Here is a 20113-nt window from a genome sequence, read left to right on the forward strand (position 1 = left end):
TCACCCACAAAGCATTGTAATCTCTGAAGATTACGTATAAGAAGTCAATTTTTATATAAATCAATTGACATCGTCGTCCCACCTCCGCACAGTTATTAGGTTGGCTGCTAACAATTGCGGAGTAGTTAAACAGTCCGTGGACTGTTTAAGGGGATGCCTGAAATTGGGACGGCACCCCAAGATAAGGACCTCCAATCAGCAGTGGTTTATTGGTGCTAGCTAAAGCACCTAATGAACTGTGCAGGGGTAAGACTTCTTGGTATAGCCAACAAGTCTTACTCCCAGCCACTGCGTCAAACTGTTATTACTGCAAAAAAATAGAAGGCTGGAATACTTTTTTTCCAGCCTATTATTTTGAAATAGCTCTCTTAACTTAGTGGGGATTTGTGATGGTAGACTAGATGGTTTAAGCATTAATCAGTATCCGCAGAGAATACAGTATACCTATAGGTTAAACAGTCTGAATAATTAAGCTGGTCACCTATAGCGACCACTAATCTTGCCTTCTTACTCTTTTATTATCCCTCAATATATTCCTTTAATGCTTTCCCTTTTAATCCAGCGCTCAGAGCGATAAGAAGCTTGAGTCTAGCCTTTTGACTGTTGAGTTCCTTGACAAACATAACTCCGGATTCTTGTAGTTTGACACCGCCACCGGGATAAGCATAGACAGGTTCGGCAATACCGTTGAAGCAACGCGAGACAAGCACAACTGGTACATTTTGACTCATTAGCCATTCCAACTCACTAGCTGCTTCGGGTGGTAGGTTTCCAGCACCTAAGGCTTCAATAACCACCCCATCAATTTTTTGCGGATCTAAAAGACTGATAATCCCATCACCTACTCCCATGCCAGCATAGGCCTTGATGATGGGGACTGTTCCAGTGATAGTATCTAGATCAAAGCGAACCCGGGGTTCTGCCGTTTTAAAAAAGAGAATATCATGTTTCATAATAATACCAAGAGGACCGTGGGTTGGGGTATTAAAGGTAGCCACATTGGTGGTATGGGTCTTGGTTACATATTTGGCTGCATGGATTTCATCGTTCATGACTACCAACACCCCCTTGTCTGCTGCCTTATCATGACTGGCGACTCGAATGGCCGACAGGTAATTATAGACACCATCACTTCCCAATTCATTAGAGGAGCGCATGGCTCCTGTCAAAACAATGGGAATCTCAGGAATCGCCATGGTATCCAAAAAGTAAGCTGTTTCTTCCAAAGTATCAGTTCCATGAGTGATAACCACTCCATCGAATTGGTTGGCACATTCCCTAATCTTATGGTAAAGAGCCAGCATGTGATAAGGAGTCATGTGGGGGCTGGGAATGTTAAGAAAATCAAGAATGGTTAATTCAATATTAGACAGGTCTAGCCCAATATGTCTCATAGGGTTATCCTTGCTGGAGTTAACTCGACCAGCATCGTCTGCCTGCATAGAAATAGTGCCGCCAGTATGGAGAACAAGGATTTTTTTCATCGTACTTTTTTCTTTCTGAAATTGTGCTATAATTTATTCTATCATAAAAGACTGGGAAGGAGCCGGCGTTTTGGTAATTAAAGCAGTATTTTTTGATATTGATGGCACGCTTTTGAACGATCGCAAAAATGTTTCACGGACGACCCAGCAAGCTATTGCTGAGCTGAAAAATCAAGGCATCTTTGTTGGCCTAGCTACTGGTCGCGGTCCGGCTTTTGTCGCTCCTTTCATGGAAAATCTGGGGCTGGATTTTGCGGTCACTTATAATGGTCAGTATATCGTCAGTCGCGATCGGGTTATCTATCAGAATCAATTACCCAAATCAACTGTCTACCGTTTGATAAAATATGCTCAAGAACGTCGAAGAGAAGTTTCTCTAGGGACATCGGTCGGCCTCTTAGGTTCTAATATCATCAATATGGGAACTTCCCGTTTCGGCCAAGTAGCCAGTCGACTGGTCCCCAAACGCCTGACCAAGTTTGTTGAACGGTCCTTTAAAAATGTTATTCGCCGAGTCAAACCTCAGAATTTAGAGGCTCTAAAGACTATCATGCGTGAGCCTGTCTATCAGGTTGTCATGGTGGCAACAGAAGGAGAGACCAGTAAGATTCAGGATCGGTTTCCTCATATTAAGATCACTCGTTCCAGTCCCTACTCAGCTGACTTGATTTCAGAAGGCCAGTCTAAAATTAAAGGGATTGAACGCTTGGGTCAGATCTTTGATTTTGAGCTGTCCGAAGTCATGACCTTTGGCGATTCCGAAAATGATATTGAGATGCTGTTGGGTTCTGGTATCGGTATTGCTATGGGGAATGGGACTGAGGCGCTCAAGCAGACGGCTCACTATATCACTGACTCCAACAATCAAAATGGTATTGCCAAGGCTCTATCCCATTACGGTCTCATCCATCTGGAAAGTGAATCTGACTTTCTGTCGACTGATGATAATTTCAACAAAGTGCGTGATTTTCACCGACTTATGGATGGGGCAACTAACAATACTCCTCGAGTCTACGGCCTTGAAGAAGCAAGCCATCGGGCTGACTTTAAATTGGAGGAAATTGTTGAATTCATTTATGCAACCTGCCAGACTCCGGACGACTTTGAGCGGGCCCTAGCTAATTTGCATACTGCTTTGGATAAGGCAGCAACCAAGGTGCAGTCTAAAAAGCATCCAGAGAGCCCGCTGGTTGGGCAAGTTGATGCTTTGATTGATTTGCTCTATCTGACCTACGGCTCCTTCGTCCTGATGGGGGTTGATCCTAGTGGTATTTTTGATATTGTTCATGCGGCTAATATGGGTAAGACTTTCCCAGATGGCAAAGCCCATTTTGACCCAGTGACTCACAAAATTTTAAAACCGGATGATTGGGAAAAGCGTTTTGCTCCAGAGCCTGCCATTAAGCGAGAAGTTGATCGCCAGCTGCATAAAGCTCTGCGGCGGCAAATTACTGAGGCTAACAGTCCTAAAGATAAAGACTAATCTACTTTCCGAATTGACGAAAGCAGAAGTTATTAGAAAAATCCTTGCCCATTGAGCAAGGATTTTTTCATTATTTTTGCAAACAGCTACTAACTGATTTACAAAGTCTTTTGTTCATCACGAACGACTAAAATATCCACCTTAGCATGACGCATGATGTACTCAGAAGAAGAACCAATTAAAAGACGTTCAAAATTATTCAGACCAGTCGCTCCTAAAAGAATCAAGTCAGTCTTTTCACGTTTAGGAATGTCAATGGCCAAGAGACGTTTAGGGTTACCGAATTCGATTACTTTACGGACTTCTTTGACGCCAGCTTCTTTAGCTGTTTTTTCGTAACCGCCCAAAAGAGCATCGGCTTCTTGTTCAAGATTTTCGTAAGTGAAGGTGTCAACAGCAGCGATATTTTGGATAGCCCGTGTGTCGATAACGTGGGCTAGAACGAGTTCGGCATCATTGCGCTTAGCAACAGCGATCCCTTTTTTAAAAGCCAATTCAGCTTGATCCGAACCGTCGACAGCGACGAGGATATGTTTGTAGGCTTGAATCATAGGATTGTTTCCCCCTATCTTATTTTCGTAATTTTATTATACCTCTTTTTCAAACTTTATGAAAGCGATTGCTGGAATTTTCGGAAATTTTTTCCAAGCTTCTCAGCTATCTTTTTTTCCAAAAGTTCCTAAAATTGTTTCCAATTTTTTACTAATTTAGCTATAATAAAGCGACAGAGGTTACAAGTATGAAGCAATTTGATAAGTCATCCAAACTCGAACATGTGGCCTACGACATTCGTGGGCCAGTCCTTGATGAAGCTAATCGTATGTTGGCTAATGGTGAGAAAATTCTCCGCCTCAACACAGGGAATCCTGCAGCTTTTGGATTCACAGCTCCTGACGAAGTTATCCGAGACTTGATTTTAAATGTCAGAGAGAGTGAGGGGTATTCAGATTCTAAAGGAATTTTTTCTGCCCGCAAGGCTATTATGCAGTATTGTCAGACCAAGGGCTTCCCACCGGTTGATATTGATGATATTTATATCGGTAACGGGGTTTCTGAGCTGATCTCTATGTCCCTGCAAGCTCTGCTAAATGATGGGGATGAGGTTTTGGTTCCTATGCCCGACTATCCCCTTTGGACGGCTTGTGTCAGTCTAGCGGGAGGCAAGGCTGTCCACTATCTCTGTGATGAGCAGGCTGAATGGTATCCGGATCTCGATGATATCAAGTCCAAAATTAGCTCAAATACCAAGGCGATCGTGGTCATTAATCCCAATAATCCAACAGGTGCCCTTTATCCTAAGGATATTTTGGAAGACATTGTTGAGCTTGCTCGGCAGAATGATTTGATTATCTTTGCGGATGAGATCTATGATCGTTTAGTGATGGATGGGGCACAGCATATAGCCATTGCCAGTCTGGCTCCTGATGTTTTCTGTGTGTCTATGAATGGCCTCTCCAAGTCCCATCGCATTTGTGGTTTTCGGGTTGGATGGATGGTTTTGTCCGGACCTAAGGAGTCTGTCAAGGGGTATATTGAAGGACTTAATATGCTGTCTAACATGCGACTCTGCTCCAATGTTTTGGCTCAGCATGTCGTTCAGACTTCCTTGGGTGGTTATCAATCTGGTGATGAATTGTTAGTCCCAGGTGGTCGAATTTATGAGCAGAGAGAGTTTATCACCAAGGCTATCAATGATATCCCAGGCTTAACAGCCGTCAAACCTAAGGCAGGCCTCTACATTTTTCCTAAGATTGACCCGAACATGTATAAGGTTGATGATGATGAAGAATTTGTGCTGCGTTTACTTAAACAAGAAAAGGTCATGCTAGTTCCTGGCAAAGGGTTCAATTGGAATAAGCCTGATCACTTCCGCATTGTTTATCTGCCTCGGGTATCCGAACTGGCAGAGGTTCAAGAAAAGATTACTCGGGTCTTGGCTCAGTATAAACGTTAAAGCTAAAAAGTCTATTATTGGAGGAGCTTCCCTAAAATTGGGAGGTTTCTTTTTTTGGCGTTTGCCAAGCATTGCAAGGATTTTCAAGTGGTAATAGCTTGATTTTGAGCAGGACATCAGCTGGTTTATTATGTGGAAAGAGAAAAAGATCTGATAAAATCCGAACATTTCGATTAAAATTGTAAATTATTGACTACAATTTTGGAACTATAAGAAATTTTCTGATAATTGATTGCGATTTCAAAAATACTCTGATATAATGAGGTGAAATAATAGAGAGGGAAAAGAGAAATGCCTAGCTTATTAGAAAAAACAAGAAAAATCACATCTATCTTGCAGCGCTCGGTTGACAGTCTTCAAGAGGATTTACCCTACAATATTATGGCCATGCAGCTGGCTGATATTATTGATTGTAATGTTTGTATCGTTGATGGTGGGGGAACGCTTCTTGGTTATGCCATGAATTATAAAACCAATACTGACCGTGTTGAGGAAATTTTTGACGCTCAGCAGTTTCCTGATGACTATATGCGGGGGATTAGTCGGGTTTACGATACCGAAGCCAATATCCCTGTCTCCAGCGAGTTAACCATCTTTCCAGTAGAGTCCCGAGATATCTATCCGAGAGGTCTGACCACTTTAGCACCGATCTATGGTGGTGGCATGCGGCTGGGATCTTTAATTATCTGGCGCAATGATGATGAATTTACCGATGATGACTTGATTTTGGTTGAAATTGCAGCGACCGTTGTTGGGATTCAATTGCTCAATCTGCAAACAGAAAATTTGGAAGAAACCATCCGCAAGCAAACAGCTGTTAATATGGCCATCAATACCCTGTCTTATTCGGAAATGAAAGCTGTAGCTGCCATTCTTAATGAATTAGGCGGTCTTGAGGGGCGCTTGACTGCTTCTGTGATTGCTGATCGGATTGGAATTACCCGTTCTGTTATCGTCAATGCTTTGCGAAAGTTGGAAAGTGCCGGTATTATCGAAAGTCGTTCTTTGGGAATGAAAGGCACCTATCTTAAGGTTATTAACGAAGGTATCTTCGATAAGATTAAAGATTTTGAGTAGTAGAAAAATCCTGTCTCTGTGGCAGGATTTTTTAGTATAATGAAGAAAATATAGATATTTCACAATGGAGGATAAAGATGACTAAAGCTTTGATTTCGATTGATTACACTTACGATTTTGTGGCCGATGATGGTAAACTAACAGCAGGTAAGCCTGCTCAGGCCATTGAAACAGCCATTGCTGCTAAAACTCAGGCTGCCTATGAAGCTGGTGCTTATATTTTCTTTGCCATTGACGGCCATGATGAAAGAGATAGCTTTCACCCAGAAACCAAACTGTTTCCACCCCACAATATTAAGGGAACCAGCGGACGCAACCTCTATGGTCAGCTGGCTGATGTTTATGAAGCTATCAAGGGTGACAGTCGGGTTTTTTGGTTGGATAAGCGCCATTATTCAGCTTTTTCAGGGACGGACTTGGATATTCGGTTGCGGGAAAGACGAGTGACAAGTTTAGTCTTAACTGGTGTTCTCACCGACATTTGTGTCCTCCATACTGCTGTTGATGCTTATAATCTGGGTTATGATATCGAGATTCCCGCTTCCTGCGTGGCAAGCCTGACTCAAGAAAATCATCAATTTGCCCTTGATCATTTCAAGAATGTCTTGGGGGCGACTATTACAGAATGACAGATTAGATATCGAATCGCTATTTAAGCGATGACTACAGGCGCAATTTTTAGTAAGCCTTACCTACTGAGTGCCATAATTTCAAACTTTGTTTAGTACACACAAAAATGACCAACTGGATCTCAGGCGGAAAAAATTCCTGATGTCCAGTTGGTTGTTTGAATATGTGTCTGACTTAACTTAATGACCGTGGATTTATACGCAATCTTCAGAGATTCCCATATTTATGGGTGAAGGCAAAGCCATCATAGATGTTTGTTCTGGACTGGGGTGTCTTCCTGAACCTTATAAAAGGAGTGGCGGCAAAAGATGAAGAGGACTACAAGAGATATCAGCCAGATAGTTATTAAGATAGGGTTAATCGCTGAGGCAGGGAATGAGACTAGAAGACTTTTGAGCAGAATACTGAATACTATTAGAAAGAGCAATAGGAGCAGTAAGGAAAGTTTGTTGCTTACCTTTACCACAGATTCTCTATCTTCTCGAATATTTATAGTCAGTACTGGACTGGTAAATCCTAAGATATCTTTGACATAAACAGTGTGTTCGCTCGCTGGGATAGAGCATTCCCTCGGCTTGATAATTGTCAGTTGGCCAATATTCTTATTGTCAAGTATGAGAAAGAGCGGACTTCGGACGTTGAAAAGACTGATGTTTCGATGGATAGATAGCCTTGCCATAATGCGACCTCCATATTTTTGATTATTTTTGATAAAATCCTCGGACAACTAGAATCATATCCGCAACCTCTTGGGGAGATTCTTGAGCACCTGTTAGCATCCAATGAGCATAGATGCTTTCAATGCTGGCAACATAGGTTGTCAGCCTATAATCTTGGGGGAGGGGTAGATCTGGGTTGACCGCATCATAGAAGAGGGCAGGATCGTTCTCGACCAGCTCAGTAATAAACTGGCGTGTTTTTTGTGAAAAATTTATCGGTGCTATATCAATGATGAGCTTGATAAATTCTTGCTGGCTTTGTAGGTAATTGAGACTGTGAATGAGTTTTTCTTTAATACTGGCAGGATCATCGCTCAATTCTTTGCGGAGATGGTCAGTGATTTCGTGCATAAGCTTTTCAATCAAGTCATATTTATCTTGATAATGAAGGTAAAAAGTGCTGCGGTTGATGTGGGCTTTTTCAGTGATTTGACGGATAGTGATATCTCCAAATGCTTTCTTTTCTAGCAGCAGCTCGGTAATAGCTGCTTTTATTTTGGCCTTACTTTGTGTGTGACGTTTTTGAGTCATAGGATATCCTCTCTTTAAATAGACAAAAGTCTATATAATGCTGCTTGTTTTTCACTTTAGTCTATTATATACTAAAGGAAAGATTAAAGCAACAAGTGTCTAAATAAGGAGATGGTTAGATGAGTTATGTTGAAATGAAACATTCCTATAAGCGTTATCAGATGGGAGAAAGAGAAGTTATCGCCAATAATGATATCAGCTTTGGGATTGATGAAGGAGAGCTGGTTATTATCTTGGGAGCTTCTGGTGCCGGCAAATCAACGATTCTTAATATTCTTGGTGGTATGGATACGAATGATGATGGGGAAGTTTGGATTGATGGTAATAATATTGCCGCTTACAGTCCCAAAGAGTTAACGGCTTATCGCCGCAATGATGTTGGCTTTGTCTTTCAATTTTATAACTTGGTTCCCAACTTGACAGCCAAAGAAAATGTGGAACTGGCTTCAGAAATAGTGTCTGATGCTAAAGATGCTGCTGAAACCCTAGAGGAAGTTGGGCTTGGAAATCGGTTAGACCACTTTCCTGCCCAGCTGTCTGGGGGAGAGCAACAGCGAGTATCTATTGCCCGTGCTCTTGCTAAAAACCCTAAGTTACTTTTATGTGACGAACCTACAGGAGCTCTGGACTATCAAACAGGTAAGCAGATCCTAAAACTCTTACAGAATATGTCTCGTCAAAGAGGGGCCACTGTTATAATTGTCACGCATAACTCGTCCTTGGCGCCAATTGCTGACAGAGTGATCTATCTGCATGATGCCAAGGTTAGTAAGATTACCTGCAATGATCAGCCTTTAGATATTGATAGTCTTGAGTATTAAAGGGGTGATTTTATGAGAAAAAAGGTTTACTGGGAAACGATCTGGAAGGCCTTGTTGGGATCAAAAGGCCGCTTTCTTTCTATTATGCTTTTGATGTTTTTAGGATCGTTTACCTTTATCGGTTTAAAAGCAACAAGACCCAATATGCAAGGGCGAGCTGATGAGTATCTGCAAGCCCATCAAACAGCAGATTTATTTGTAACAGCCAGCCATGGTTTTAGTCAGGCTGATCAGGAAGAGTTAGAGCATGTTGATGGTGCTAAGGTAGAGTTTGGGAAAGTAACAGATGTGACGATTGAGGATACCGACAATGCTGTGAGGGTGTTTTCCAAAAGTCAGACCATCTCGACTTACCAGTTAGAATCAGGCAATTTACCCAAGAAACAGAATGAGATTGCTCTGGCTGCTCCTTTGAAAAAGAAATATCAACTGGGTGATAAATTATCCTTTCAGCTTTCTGAGAAGTCTAATTTGGTAGAAAAAGATTTCAAAATAGTCGGTTTCATCAAGTCATCTGAAATTTGGTCTAACTTAAATTTAGGATCATCGACAGCAGGAGATGGTAATCTGACAAGTTATGGTGTTGTGAATTCCTCAGCCTTTGCGAATAGCACCAATACTTTGGCTAGAATTCGCTATGACCGACTGAAAAAGCTTAATCCTTTTTCCGATGGTTACACTAAAAAAGTGAATAGTTATCAAGACGCGTTAGATACAGTGTTAGAGGATAATGGCCAAAAGCGTCTGGCAGACTTGAAAAAGGCACCGCAGAAAAAAGTTGACCAAAGTAAAATAGCCTTGGCTGACGCAAAAAAGAAGCTGCAAGAAAGTACAGCTGCTCTAGCATCAGCACCTCCTTATCAGCAAGAGTTGGCTCAGCAGTCTATTAGTCAAGCGCGCCAATCAATCGCTCAAAAGGAGCAGCAGATTCAAAAAGCTCAGGCTCAAATTGATGCCATGCCAAAACCAATCTATAATACTTATACACGTTCGACCATGCTGGGCGGAGAAGGTTATACGGTCTATTCTGCCAATGCAGACAGTATGGGCAATCTCGGCAATATTTTTCCTATTGTACTCTATGGTGTTGCTGCCTTGGTTACCTTTACGACGATGACTCGATTTGTTGATGAGGAAAGAAACAAATCGGGTTTACTGATAGCTCTGGGCTATACGAAACAGGATGTTATCCGGATATTTCTTATTTATGGTTTTGTAGCTAGCATGCTGGGCAGCCTCTTAGGTATTATCGGAGGCCATTATTTACTTTCAAGAATTGTGCTACAGATTTTTTCAGGGAATATGGTCTTGGGCAGTCCCCATTTATCCTTTTACTGGTCTTATACCTTAATCGCTGTTTTGTTAGGATTGGCGAGTGCTGTTTTACCGGCTTATCTTATTGCCAGTAAGGAGTTGGGTGAAAAACCGGCTCAGTTGCTGCTGCCTAAGCCGCCTGTGAGAGGGTCGAAGATCTTTTTAGAGCGGATAGGGTTTATGTGGCGGCGTTTGAGTTTTACTCATAAAGTGACCGTCCGTAATATTTTTCGCTATAAGCAGCGGATGCTGATGACGATTTTGGGGGTGGCTGGTTCAGTTGCACTTCTTTTTGCAGGATTAGGAATCCAATCCTCTTTGGGAAAGGTGATTAGGGAACAGTTTACGCAGTTGACCCCTTATCATCTGGTAGCTATGAAAAAGGAAGGTGTCAAAGATAATGATAGCTTAACGAACTTTTTAAGGTCAAAGGACGTTGCGCGTTATCAGAGTATTTATTACACTAACTTGACTGAAGAGGTCCCTCAGTTAAAAGACCGGCAGAGTATTGCTGTTATGGCAACGGATGGCGACAACTTTGACGACTTTGTTCGCTTAAAGGATGCCCGTACTAATCAGGACTTAAAACTGCCTAAGCACGGTGTCGTTATCTCTGAAAAATTAGCCCGCTTTTATAAGGTCGATGAGGGTAAGAGTTTTTATCTTAAGGACAGTGATGGTAAGAAGCGCCGTATCAAGGTTGCTGCCATTGCCAAGATGAATGTCGGCCACTATTTATTTATGACTCGGTCAGTCTATCAAGATATTTTTGGTCAGAAGCCCGATGATAATGCTTATTTTATCAACCTAAAGGATGATTCTTCTTCTCATATTAAGGATATATCAACGAAATTACTGGCTATGAACGAGGTTGCATCGGTGACTCAAAATACATCTCGGATGAAGATGATTAAAACAATTGTTACCTCTTTGAATGCAGCCATGATTGTTCTGGTTGTCAATACAGTTCTTTTGGCCCTTGTTATTCTTTATAACTTGACTAATGTCAATATTGTTGAACGTATTAGAGAGTTATCCACGGTAAAGGTTCTTGGTTTTTACGATAGTGAGGTTACCTTGTATATTTACCGTGAAACGATTGTTCTTTCAATGGTAGGAAATGTTTTGGGACTCTTAGCTGGTCATTATTTGCATCAAGTAATCATGGAGATGATTGGTTCTGATAATGTATTATTTGGGACAAATGTTGATATTCAGGTTTATGTGATCCCAATTGTTTTTATTTGTCTTATTCTTGTAGGATTAGGGGTATTTGTTCACTATCGACTCAAATATCTTGATATGCTGGAAGCTTTACAGGCAGCAGAGTGATAAATTTCCAGCAGAAGTGTTGGTGATATCATCCTCTCTGCAGGTTAAAAGAGGTTGGGAACGTTCCCAACCTCTTTATGATGTGCAAGATCCATTTACAAGAAGAAAGCTAGTATATGCAAGATCCAAAGATGGACAGGGTAAAAGATGTAGAAAAACCATCTGTGGATAGGCTTAGTGCTGCCTTTTTGCCCGTTATAGAAAAATAGGAAGGGAAGGAAGAGGAAGCTCATAGCATCGCTGTTGTAACAAAACATCTCAAACCAGACGCCCAGACTTGGGTAATGACTGATATTAAGGTCTGGTCCCATTATGATAAAGAGCAAGACGCTCCATAATCCAAAGACGAGCAGCTGCCTTTTAGGACTGCCGTAGAATCCCCAAAAAATCAGCATAAGAAAGAGAATTGGGACACCGCCTTCCAGTGTCAGGCTGAGGTGCTGGCCAAGAGGCAGACCGATAAGCGATAGGAAAAGTCCCATGATGAAAATCACTGTTCCCAAGATAAGATTAAGGCTGCGCTGATTGGTGGAGTCTTTAGCTTTTTGCCAAAAATAGATCATGCTGTAACCTAAAGCGAGGGTTAAAAAAATATTATCTACGATCTGGTGCTTAGATCCTAGGAGCAGCAAAGATAGGAAGTCACCCAGCTGCATGAGAATGGCAGCCACCCACAATCGAAGCAAATGTTTTTGCCGATTTCTGGTATGAAAGAAACCTTCCAGTGTTAAATAAGCAAAGACAGGAGCAACAAATCGTGTCATGAGATGCAGCCAGCTTGGCAAGCCAGGGAAGGCAAAAAATGCAGAATCCATTACCATAAAAGTCAGGGCGATGTATTTAAGCTGATTAGTATTCCATCCTTTTAGTGTTTTCATGGCATCTTCCTCCTTAATATCAGTGTACCAAAATAATGAAGCCCTGCCCTTACAATTTTGAAAGAATGTTTTTATCTTTAAAAGTGTGATATAATTTTGAAGACTATGTAATGCTTATAGGAGAAAAATGGATGAAAATTTCTGAAGAAGAAGTTCGCCATGTAGCGGCTTTGTCAAAGTTGTCCTTCTCAGATGAAGAAACGGCTGAATTTGCGACTACCTTGACCAAAATTGTCGACATGGTTGAGCTGTTGAATGAAGTTGATACGACTGGTGTGCCTATTACAACAACCATGGCTGACCGCAAGACAGTTATTCGCCCTGATGTGGCTGAAGAAGGAACTGATCGCGATCAGCTCTTTAAAAATGTACCGGAGTCGAAAGATTATTATATCAAGGTACCGGCGATCTTAGATGACGGAGGAGATGCCTGATGTCTTTTAATCATAAAACAATTGAAGAATTACACGACCTTCTGGTCAAAAAAGAAATTTCTGCGACTGAACTGACTGAGGCGACACTCGAGGATATCAAGGCGCGTGAGACGGCTGTTGGTTCTTTTATCACGGTAGCGGAAGAGGCGGCTTTGGAGCAGGCTCAGACTATAGATGAAGAAGGAATTGATGCGGATAATGTCCTGTCAGGAATTCCTTTAGCGGTTAAGGATAATATTTCGACTAAGGGGATTTTAACAACTGCTGCATCGAAAATTCTCTACAATTATGAACCCATCTTTGATGCGACAGCTGTTCAAAATGCCTATGGAAAAGGTATGATCGTCGTTGGTAAGACCAACATGGACGAGTTTGCCATGGGCGGCTCAACCGAAACTTCCTACTTCAAGAAGACTAAAAATGCTTGGGATCAAAGCAAGGTCCCCGGTGGTTCATCAGGTGGTTCAGCGACAGCAGTAGCTTCTGGTCAGGTTCGTCTGTCACTGGGATCTGATACGGGTGGTTCCATCCGTCAACCGGCAGCTTTTAATGGTGTTGTCGGTCTTAAGCCAACTTATGGTACGGTGTCCCGTTTTGGCCTGATTGCTTTTGGCAGCTCGCTGGATCAGATTGGTCCATTTTCGCAGACTGTTAAAGAAAATGCCCAACTGCTAAATGCTATTGCCAGCGAGGACAAGAAGGATTCCACCTCTGCTCCTGTTCGGATTGCTGATTATACCAGTAAGATTGGGCAAGACATCAAAGGGATGAAAATTGCCCTGCCTAAGGAATACTTGGGCGAAGGCATTGATCCACAAATTAAAGAAAATATTCTAGCAGCGGCTAAGCAGTTTGAAAACTTGGGAGCCATTGTTGAAGAAGTTAGTCTGCCCCATTCCAAGTATGGTGTGGCGGTTTATTACATCATTGCTTCTTCAGAAGCTTCCTCCAACCTGCAACGCTTCGATGGGATTCGCTATGGTTTCCGAGCAGAAGGTGCCGAATCTCTAGAGGATATCTATGTCAAGACTCGCAGCCAAGGTTTTGGTGATGAAGTTAAACGCCGTATCATGCTGGGGACCTTCAGTCTGTCGTCTGGTTACTATGATGCCTACTTTAAAAAGGCTGGTCAGGTACGTAGCTTGATTATTCAAGATTTTGAAAAGGTCTTTGTCAATTATGACCTTATCCTTGGTCCTACAGCACCGCAGGTAGCTTTTGGCCTGGATACACTCAATCATGACCCTGTTGCCATGTATCTAGCTGACCTTTTGACCATTCCGGTCAATCTAGCTGGGCTGCCAGGAATTTCGATCCCGTCAGGCTTTGTGGAAGGGTTGCCAGTTGGATTGCAATTAATTGGTCCTAAATATGGTGAGGAAACTATCTATCAAGCAGCCTCTGCTTTTGAAGCAGTGACTGACTACCATAAGCAGCAGCCAGCAATTTTTGGAGGTGAGAACTAATGAACTTTGAAACCATTATTGGGCTGGAAGTCCATGTGGAATTAAATACCAATTCAAAAATTTTCTCACCATCATCGGCTCATTTTGGTGAGAATCCCAATGCCAACACTAATATCATCGATTGGTCCTTCCCGGGTGTTTTGCCGGTTATGAATAAGGGTGTTATTGATGCAGGCATAAAAGCTGCTTTGGCGCTCAATATGGATATTCATCAGACCATGCACTTTGACCGCAAGAACTATTTCTATCCAGATAATCCTAAAGCCTATCAAATTTCACAATTTGATGAACCAATCGGTTATGATGGCTGGCTGGAAGCGCAGCTGGATGATGGTTCAACAAAGAAAATTCGTATTGAACGGGCGCATTTGGAAGAAGATGCTGGTAAGAATACCCACGCTGATGATGGTTATTCCTACGTTGACCTCAATCGTCAGGGTGTGCCTTTGATTGAAATCGTTTCTGAGGCTGATATGCGCTCTCCTGAAGAGGCTTATGCTTATTTGACAGCTTTAAAGGAGATTATCCAATACACCGGTATTTCTGATGTCAAAATGGAAGAAGGCTCCATGCGGGTCGATGCCAATATTTCCTTGCGTCCCTATGGTCAAAAGGAATTTGGTACTAAGACCGAACTCAAGAATCTCAATTCCTTCAGCAATGTTCGCAAGGGCTTGGAATATGAAGTAGAGCGTCAAGCTAAAATCCTGCGTTCCGGTGGTGTGATTCGTCAGGAAACCCGCCGTTACGATGAAGCTGGAAAACAAACAATTCTTATGCGGGTTAAAGAGGGTTCGGCCGATTACCGTTATTTCCCAGAGCCCGATCTGCCAATCTTTGAGATTTCTGATGATTGGATCGAGGACATGCGGAGTAGCCTGCCTGAATTTGCCAAAGACCGCCGAGCTCGTTATGTGAATGAATTGGGTCTGACGGACTATGATGCTAGTCAATTGACAGCGACTAAAGCGACATCAGACTTCTTTGAAAAAGCTGTTGGCCTAGGCGGCGATGCCAAGCAGGTTTCCAATTGGCTCCAAGGTGAAGTGGCCCAATTTCTTAATAGCGAAGCTAAAACCATTGAACACATTAATCTGACACCAGAAAATCTGGTAGAAATGCTGGGCTTGATCGAAGATAGCACCATTTCATCTAAGATTGCTAAAAAGGTCTTTGTCCATCTGGCTAAAAATGGCGGTTCTGCGCGTGACTATGTGGAAAAGGCTGGTTTGGTACAGATCTCCGATCCAGATGTCTTGATCCCGATTATCCACCAAGTCTTTGCGGATAATGAAGCAGCTGTCGCTGACTTCAAATCAGGTAAACGCAATGCCGACAAGGCCTTTACTGGTTTCCTCATGAAGGCAACCAAAGGCCAAGCTAACCCGCAGGTGGCTCAAAAACTGCTCAAGGAAGAGTTGGCAAAACTATTAGATTGATATAAACCTAAACCCTAAGAGAGAGTGGGACTTAATCAGTAAATCGTGATAAAATCACGATTTTGATTTTCCTCGCTCTCCCTTTTTGATATAACTAATAACTATGTTTTTCTATATAAAATATATATTTTACACTTATAGCACCCTCTGATACAATGAACCTATAACAATCAAGAGGTAGAATACATGACAAAAAAATATTTTGAACACGTAGGTAGCTTTTTACGGCCAGCAGAATTGAAGGAAGCACGTGCAGCTTTTGAAGCTGGTAAGATTTCGAAAGCAGACTTGACTGCAGTTGAAGACCGGCTGATTACAGACTTGGTCGATAAGCAGGTTGCTGCTGGTCTTGAAAAAATAACTGATGGTGAGTTTCGTAGGGCTAACTGGCATGTGGATTTTTTCTGGGGCTTTGATGGCATTAAGCGCTATCAGTATGGGGAAGGTTTGGCCTTTCAAGAGGTAGAAACTAACGATGATTCGGCTATCGTTACTGGTAAAATTGGTTTTACCAAGGAACATCATCCCTTCATCAAGCACTATCAGTTTTTGAAGAAACTGGCTGATGAGCGTGGCGTGGAGGCTAAAATCAGCATTCCCGCACCAGCTCAGTGCTTGGTTGAATTGCAACGCGGCACTAATATCCAAAAGGCCTTAGCGGTCTATCCTAATCAGCAAGACTTGATTGACGATTTGGCTGCAGCCTATCACGATGCTATCCTTGCTTTTTACGAAGAAGGTGCTCGTACGGTTCAGCTGGATGATTGTACCTGGGGTATTATCATGGATGATGAGTTTTATAAGACCGTAACAGGTGGTCAGATTGATAAGGATGCCATTCGTGAAGGGTTGCTTTATATCAATAATAAGGCCTTGGAAAATCTTCCAGAAGACCTCCAAATTAATACCCATGTCTGCCGTGGAAATTACCAGTCAACCTATGCGACAACAGGACCTTACACAGCAGTGGCTGAGACACTCTTTGGTCGCGAACGGGCGACAGCTTACTTCCTTGAATACGATAATGAGCGGTCTGGTGGATTTGAACCTTTGGCAGAATTTAAGAATCCTGATAAGGTAGCTGTTCTTGGCTTGATTACGACAAAGGAAGGAAAACTAGAGGATAAAGAGGCTGTTATCAAGCGTATCCGTCAAGCTCAGGAGATTTTGCCCCTGGAACAACTCTGGCTAGCAACTCAATGTGGCTTTGCTTCAACTCAAGAAGGCAATCTCATCACAGAAGAAGATCAGTGGAACAAGCTGGCTCTTGTTAAAGAGATTATTGATGAGGTTTGGGGCTAAGCGCATCTCGCTCAACGACTACTAGCAAGTCATTCTTAGGAATGGCTTTTTTTTACGGCTTCAGCCATCTTTAGGTGTTGGCTAGCTTTATAGCTTATGCTCTGATTCCACATCACTAATTAGGAGTCTCAGGATGTCAATTGAGCTGGTGCCGTGAAAATTATCGGCTAGTTTTAGCTTGAGCGATTGGCTGATAAAAGTTCACGAACTTTACCACGTTTTGCGGGTTAATCTTGGTCAGCAGTCTGCTGAAAGATGGGTAAGAGAACTCGAAGATATTTTCACAAAATGCGGATGACTGGAACCTTTGCTATTTAGATCAAGTCCCGCTATAATACTAGAAAAGGGAGGTTCTTATGCTCAAGATTGGTTCAGTATTGTTCAGGACTAAATGGGATGAACTTAGAAAAGATAAAGATGCTAGTAAGGCACTGCGCTTCCTTCTGGAAAGACTGGATCTGCCTAGGGATCTATCAGGAGATTTGACAGAGAATCAAGCCTTGGTCGCCAGGTTTTCAGAGGACTTAGCTCCTCACGATAAATTTTGGGCTGATCTGGCCAAACAGGTTCGTCTAGCAATGAAGGGGCAGGATTTTCAAGAGCAGACTCTCTTTAATCGTCAGCTTCATCAACTTCGATACATCATTTCAAGTCAGCAGGCTCAGTATGTCCGTCGATTTTATAGAAAATCAAGCATGACAGATCAGGAAGCCTTGATTGCTTATCTGCGGGATAACTATTTGCGCCCTAGTCTTTGGGATCATGCCCGCTTGCATAATAAACGGTGCTTGAAGGCAGGTGATTTTCTCTTTCCAGATGGTCAAGAATCTTATAATATAAAGGTTTTACTCCAGTTCCGGACAGAATTTATTATTGACAGTCACGGGAATTTTCTCAATGAAGTTGATGCTGAAAGAATGACTGCCAATGGGATTATTAATGGGGCTAGTTTTAATTATGGCAACACAACTAAAAGTCATTTCCGTCTTGATGTTTATCCTGTTGGTCCGCACGATCCTGCATTTCGCCGTCAAGCAACCAAGGGCTATCGCTCCCCTAATCGAACGGGTAGAGTCCGACTGGCTCGATTTTGGAAGGAAAGAAAAACAGCTGACTTTGACCGCAGCTTTTATAATAAGAGAGGCGGTTATGCCAAAGAAGGGCAAGCCTTGATCAGTTTGGTTAAAAAGCAGAAGAAGAGCTTCAAAAGAGCCCTGAAGGCCAGAAACTAGCCGAGTAGGTTAGCAAGAAACCTAGTATTTACAATAAGAGAGGCCAGATTAGGCCTCTCTTATTGTTATTGTCTAAAGGAATAGAATTTATAAAATAGCATCAAAAGATTCTGGCAAAATCTGTCCGCAATCTTTGTCCGATAATGTAGTAGTGAGCTTCTTTTGATGCAAGGAAGGCGTCAGCTGTGCTAATATCCCCAGGAGCTCCCAATGTGTGTATCGGTATAGTTTTTTTTCATTTCATTTAAATAGGATTGACCTTGGGCAATCAGGCCTTCAGTTAGAACATTGCCCGGTTGAACGGTATTGATAGTGATACCGTTCTTTGTGTATTCTAAGGCAGCACTGCGCATAAAGCCCAATTGACTAACCGATTTTAGTGCTTAGTCAAAAACTCCACTTCTTTGTAACGTTATTGACATATTATATATATATATAATAGTTTTGTAAAATTAAAAAATGGAGGAAAAGAGATGAAACCTGTTAAAGAAGATGAGAAGAAAGTTTTGGGGATCATTGCTTTAATCTTTGGTGGTATCGCCTTGGTGACTTCATGGATACCCTTTGTCAATAACGCCTCCGCCGTTCTAGCGATTATTGCCTTTGTTTTGGGAATGATTGCTTTGTTCATTAACCTGAAAAAGAAAAAATTGCTAGCTCTAATTTCAATTATGATTGCCATCATTTCTTTTATCGTTGTTCTGGTGACACAGGCGAGTTATGGGGCTGTACTGGATAATGCTTTGGGGAAAAATGATAAACCAACAAGGCAAAGCGAAAAAAGAGGTTCAAGTATTTCCAAATCGTCAGAAAGTCAAAAGACTTATAAGGTTGGCGACAAAATCACTTTTAAAGGGGAAGTTGAGTACACCATTACGTCAGTTGAATGGACGGATGAGCGAAATGAGTTTGAAGATACGCAGCCTAAAAAGGTATTGAAGGTTACTTATGATGTTAAAAATTTATCAGACGATGACTATGTTATTGGAGATGATTTAGAGCTTTATGCAAACGGAGCTAAAATGGAATCTTATGCTAATGACAATACTTTCGAAACTATTTCCGCTGGTCGCGATTATAAAGGGGCAACTCAACATTTTGCTGTTAACAGTGATGAAGATTTAGAACTAGAAATTAAACCGTATTTTTCGTTCAAAGGGGAACCAGCAGTTGTTCCGCTGGAATCAGAGTGATTAATTGATAATTTCGCAGAGTTGGAAGTAGGTGTCATTCGTGAAATATTTATCTGTTATATTAGTTATCCTCGGAGTATGTTTAGCCTTTTTAAATCTTTGGTTAGGAATAATTGTAATAATTTTAGGATACCTTGTGAAAGGGAATTAACCATGATTAAAAAGACTTTAACCTATTTCGTTTGGATTGTGTGTATTGGGCTTGTAGTAATTTTTATTATGGGATCTGGCTTCTTAAATAGTTTTTTTGAGCAAAAGCCAACTACAACTGTAAGTGCTAGGATTACTTCCTTAGAAAAAGTTAATCAAATTACGTTCCTTAATGTTGGTATCCAAAAAGTCATTACTTCGAAAGAAACGACGAAAGTCCTTTTTACAGATTTAGATCTGCCATTTTCCGAAAAGGAAGCTATTATCATCCTTAATTATAAGGCAAAGTTTGGTATTAAAAAACCTGTAAAAGTGCAGAAATTGGGAGAATCAAGCTATAAAGTTATCGTTCCAAAATTTGAGGTTATAGGTTTTGAATTAGCTAAAGACAATCCTTACCAATTGTATGATACTTCTGGTGGCTTCTTAAGTGGAGCAACTGATGATGTCGATACTGGAAAGCTTGTTGCAGGTGGTCTAGCTGATAAGGAACAAGAGGGTTATCTAAAGGAGTACAAGGAAATGATCAAAGATTCTGCTAAAGAATACTATCGGCAACTTCTAACTTCTATTGATAAGGATGCAAAAGTAGAATGTGAGTTTCAGGATTGATTGGTAGGTCAGTACTTGTAGCACTTGATAATCTTTGTCGTTTTTGCTAAATCATATTAATA

The 20113-nt window shown here is 41.6% G+C and carries 17 protein-coding genes and 1 pseudogene; 13 read left to right on the forward strand and 5 right to left on the reverse strand.

Annotated features, from left to right (window positions below; genetic code table 11):
- Positions 1-518: 518 nt before the first annotated feature.
- Positions 519-1484, reverse strand: a complete 966-nt coding sequence (locus ACFSN5_RS02045; RefSeq protein ID WP_165329237.1) for an asparaginase — start codon at positions 1482-1484, stop codon at positions 519-521.
- A 70-nt stretch (positions 1485-1554) separates the two neighbouring features.
- On the opposite strand from ACFSN5_RS02045, the gene ACFSN5_RS02050 reads away from it, so the two are divergent.
- Entirely contained in the window at positions 1555-2967 is a 1413-nt protein-coding gene (locus tag ACFSN5_RS02050; RefSeq protein WP_165329236.1) for a Cof-type HAD-IIB family hydrolase, read from the forward strand.
- Positions 2968-3065: 98 nt separating this feature from the next.
- Here ACFSN5_RS02050 and ACFSN5_RS02055 read toward each other — a convergent pair whose 3' ends face one another.
- Positions 3066-3515, reverse strand: coding sequence for a universal stress protein (locus tag ACFSN5_RS02055; RefSeq protein ID WP_206222662.1), 450 nt, complete (start codon positions 3513-3515; stop codon positions 3066-3068).
- Between the two features lie 191 nt (positions 3516-3706).
- On the opposite strand from ACFSN5_RS02055, the gene ACFSN5_RS02060 reads away from it, so the two are divergent.
- From ACFSN5_RS02060 to ACFSN5_RS02070, 3 genes are all read left to right on the forward strand, one after another.
- Positions 3707-4921, forward strand: coding sequence for a pyridoxal phosphate-dependent aminotransferase (locus ACFSN5_RS02060; RefSeq protein WP_165329234.1), 1215 nt, complete (start codon positions 3707-3709; stop codon positions 4919-4921).
- Positions 4922-5212: 291 nt separating this feature from the next.
- Positions 5213-5998 (forward strand): GTP-sensing pleiotropic transcriptional regulator CodY, encoded by a 786-nt coding sequence (gene codY / locus ACFSN5_RS02065; RefSeq protein ID WP_165329233.1) that lies wholly within the window; start codon positions 5213-5215, stop codon positions 5996-5998.
- A 77-nt stretch (positions 5999-6075) separates the two neighbouring features.
- Positions 6076-6627, forward strand: a complete 552-nt coding sequence (locus ACFSN5_RS02070) for a cysteine hydrolase family protein (protein ID WP_165329232.1) — start codon at positions 6076-6078, stop codon at positions 6625-6627.
- Between the two features lie 702 nt (positions 6628-7329).
- Here ACFSN5_RS02070 and ACFSN5_RS02075 read toward each other — a convergent pair.
- Entirely contained in the window at positions 7330-7878 is a 549-nt protein-coding gene (locus tag ACFSN5_RS02075; RefSeq protein WP_165208928.1) for a TetR/AcrR family transcriptional regulator, read from the reverse strand.
- A gap of 119 nt (positions 7879-7997) precedes the next feature.
- On the opposite strand from ACFSN5_RS02075, the gene ACFSN5_RS02080 reads away from it, so the two are divergent.
- Positions 7998-8699, forward strand: a complete 702-nt coding sequence (locus ACFSN5_RS02080) for an ABC transporter ATP-binding protein (RefSeq protein WP_165208931.1) — start codon at positions 7998-8000, stop codon at positions 8697-8699.
- A 12-nt stretch (positions 8700-8711) separates the two neighbouring features.
- A complete protein-coding gene (locus ACFSN5_RS02085; protein WP_165208934.1) occupies positions 8712-11345 on the forward strand; it encodes an ABC transporter permease in 2634 nt (877 codons plus the stop codon).
- 95 nt (positions 11346-11440) lie between these two features.
- Here the strand turns inward: ACFSN5_RS02085 and ACFSN5_RS02090 are convergent, their stop codons facing one another.
- Positions 11441-12223 (reverse strand): TraX family protein, encoded by a 783-nt coding sequence (locus ACFSN5_RS02090; protein WP_165208937.1) that lies wholly within the window; start codon positions 12221-12223, stop codon positions 11441-11443.
- Between the two features lie 131 nt (positions 12224-12354).
- Between ACFSN5_RS02090 and gatC the strand changes: the two genes are divergently transcribed.
- From gatC to ACFSN5_RS02115, 5 genes are all read left to right on the forward strand, one after another.
- Positions 12355-12657 carry an Asp-tRNA(Asn)/Glu-tRNA(Gln) amidotransferase subunit GatC gene (gatC, locus tag ACFSN5_RS02095; RefSeq protein WP_165208940.1) on the forward strand — a complete coding sequence of 101 codons (303 nt, stop codon included), beginning with the start codon at positions 12355-12357 and terminating at the stop codon, positions 12655-12657.
- Positions 12657-14123 carry an Asp-tRNA(Asn)/Glu-tRNA(Gln) amidotransferase subunit GatA gene (gene gatA, locus ACFSN5_RS02100; RefSeq protein ID WP_165208943.1) on the forward strand — a complete coding sequence of 489 codons (1467 nt, stop codon included), beginning with the start codon at positions 12657-12659 and terminating at the stop codon, positions 14121-14123. The genes gatC and gatA overlap by 1 nt, the downstream gene beginning before the upstream one ends.
- Positions 14123-15562 carry an Asp-tRNA(Asn)/Glu-tRNA(Gln) amidotransferase subunit GatB gene (gene gatB, locus ACFSN5_RS02105; protein WP_165208947.1) on the forward strand — a complete coding sequence of 480 codons (1440 nt, stop codon included), beginning with the start codon at positions 14123-14125 and terminating at the stop codon, positions 15560-15562. Before gatA ends, gatB begins: the two co-directional genes overlap by 1 nt.
- Positions 15563-15748: 186 nt before the next feature.
- Complete coding sequence (locus tag ACFSN5_RS02110; RefSeq protein WP_165208951.1) at positions 15749-16864, forward strand: 5-methyltetrahydropteroyltriglutamate--homocysteine S-methyltransferase; 1116 nt, start codon at positions 15749-15751, stop codon at positions 16862-16864.
- 356 nt (positions 16865-17220) lie between these two features.
- Positions 17221-18096, forward strand: coding sequence for a DUF3114 domain-containing protein (locus tag ACFSN5_RS02115; RefSeq protein WP_165208956.1), 876 nt, complete (start codon positions 17221-17223; stop codon positions 18094-18096).
- A gap of 87 nt (positions 18097-18183) precedes the next feature.
- Here ACFSN5_RS02115 and ACFSN5_RS02120 read toward each other — a convergent pair.
- Positions 18184-18461 (reverse strand): annotated as a pseudogene (locus ACFSN5_RS02120) (SDR family oxidoreductase); the annotation flags it as partial.
- Positions 18462-18569: 108 nt separating this feature from the next.
- Between ACFSN5_RS02120 and ACFSN5_RS02125 the strand changes: the two are divergent.
- Both ACFSN5_RS02125 and ACFSN5_RS02130 read left to right on the forward strand, forming a co-directional pair.
- Positions 18570-19289, forward strand: a complete 720-nt coding sequence (locus ACFSN5_RS02125) for an immunity protein (RefSeq protein WP_165208960.1) — start codon at positions 18570-18572, stop codon at positions 19287-19289.
- Between the two features lie 153 nt (positions 19290-19442).
- Positions 19443-20051: a DUF4230 domain-containing protein gene (locus ACFSN5_RS02130; RefSeq protein ID WP_165208964.1), complete on the forward strand. Its 609-nt coding sequence runs from the start codon at positions 19443-19445 to the stop codon at positions 20049-20051.
- Positions 20052-20113 lie beyond the last annotated feature (62 nt).

Origin of the sequence: Streptococcus tangpeifui, assembly GCF_044503215.1 — a bacterium.
In the GTDB taxonomy this organism is placed as follows: domain Bacteria; phylum Bacillota; class Bacilli; order Lactobacillales; family Streptococcaceae; genus Streptococcus; species Streptococcus tangpeifui.

Bases quoted from the DNA above. Each gene is read 5' to 3' on its own strand.
- ACFSN5_RS02045 (WP_165329237.1), bottom strand. From the start codon at position 1,484: ATGAAAAAAATCCTTGTTCTCCATACTGGCGGCACTATTTCTATGCAG.
- ACFSN5_RS02080 (WP_165208931.1), top strand. From the start codon at position 7,998: ATGAGTTATGTTGAAATGAAACATTCCTATAAGCGTTATCAGATGGGA.
- codY (WP_165329233.1), top strand. From the start codon at position 5,213: ATGCCTAGCTTATTAGAAAAAACAAGAAAAATCACATCTATCTTGCAG.
- ACFSN5_RS02075 (WP_165208928.1), bottom strand. From the start codon at position 7,878: ATGACTCAAAAACGTCACACACAAAGTAAGGCCAAAATAAAAGCAGCT.
- ACFSN5_RS02070 (WP_165329232.1), top strand. From the start codon at position 6,076: ATGACTAAAGCTTTGATTTCGATTGATTACACTTACGATTTTGTGGCC.
- ACFSN5_RS02085 (WP_165208934.1), top strand. From the start codon at position 8,712: ATGAGAAAAAAGGTTTACTGGGAAACGATCTGGAAGGCCTTGTTGGGA.
- gatA (WP_165208943.1), top strand. From the start codon at position 12,657: ATGTCTTTTAATCATAAAACAATTGAAGAATTACACGACCTTCTGGTC.
- ACFSN5_RS02110 (WP_165208951.1), top strand. From the start codon at position 15,749: ATGACAAAAAAATATTTTGAACACGTAGGTAGCTTTTTACGGCCAGCA.
- ACFSN5_RS02125 (WP_165208960.1), top strand. From the start codon at position 18,570: ATGAAACCTGTTAAAGAAGATGAGAAGAAAGTTTTGGGGATCATTGCT.
- ACFSN5_RS02090 (WP_165208937.1), bottom strand. From the start codon at position 12,223: ATGAAAACACTAAAAGGATGGAATACTAATCAGCTTAAATACATCGCC.
- gatB (WP_165208947.1), top strand. From the start codon at position 14,123: ATGAACTTTGAAACCATTATTGGGCTGGAAGTCCATGTGGAATTAAAT.
- ACFSN5_RS02115 (WP_165208956.1), top strand. From the start codon at position 17,221: ATGCTCAAGATTGGTTCAGTATTGTTCAGGACTAAATGGGATGAACTT.
- ACFSN5_RS02130 (WP_165208964.1), top strand. From the start codon at position 19,443: ATGATTAAAAAGACTTTAACCTATTTCGTTTGGATTGTGTGTATTGGG.
- ACFSN5_RS02060 (WP_165329234.1), top strand. From the start codon at position 3,707: ATGAAGCAATTTGATAAGTCATCCAAACTCGAACATGTGGCCTACGAC.
- gatC (WP_165208940.1), top strand. From the start codon at position 12,355: ATGAAAATTTCTGAAGAAGAAGTTCGCCATGTAGCGGCTTTGTCAAAG.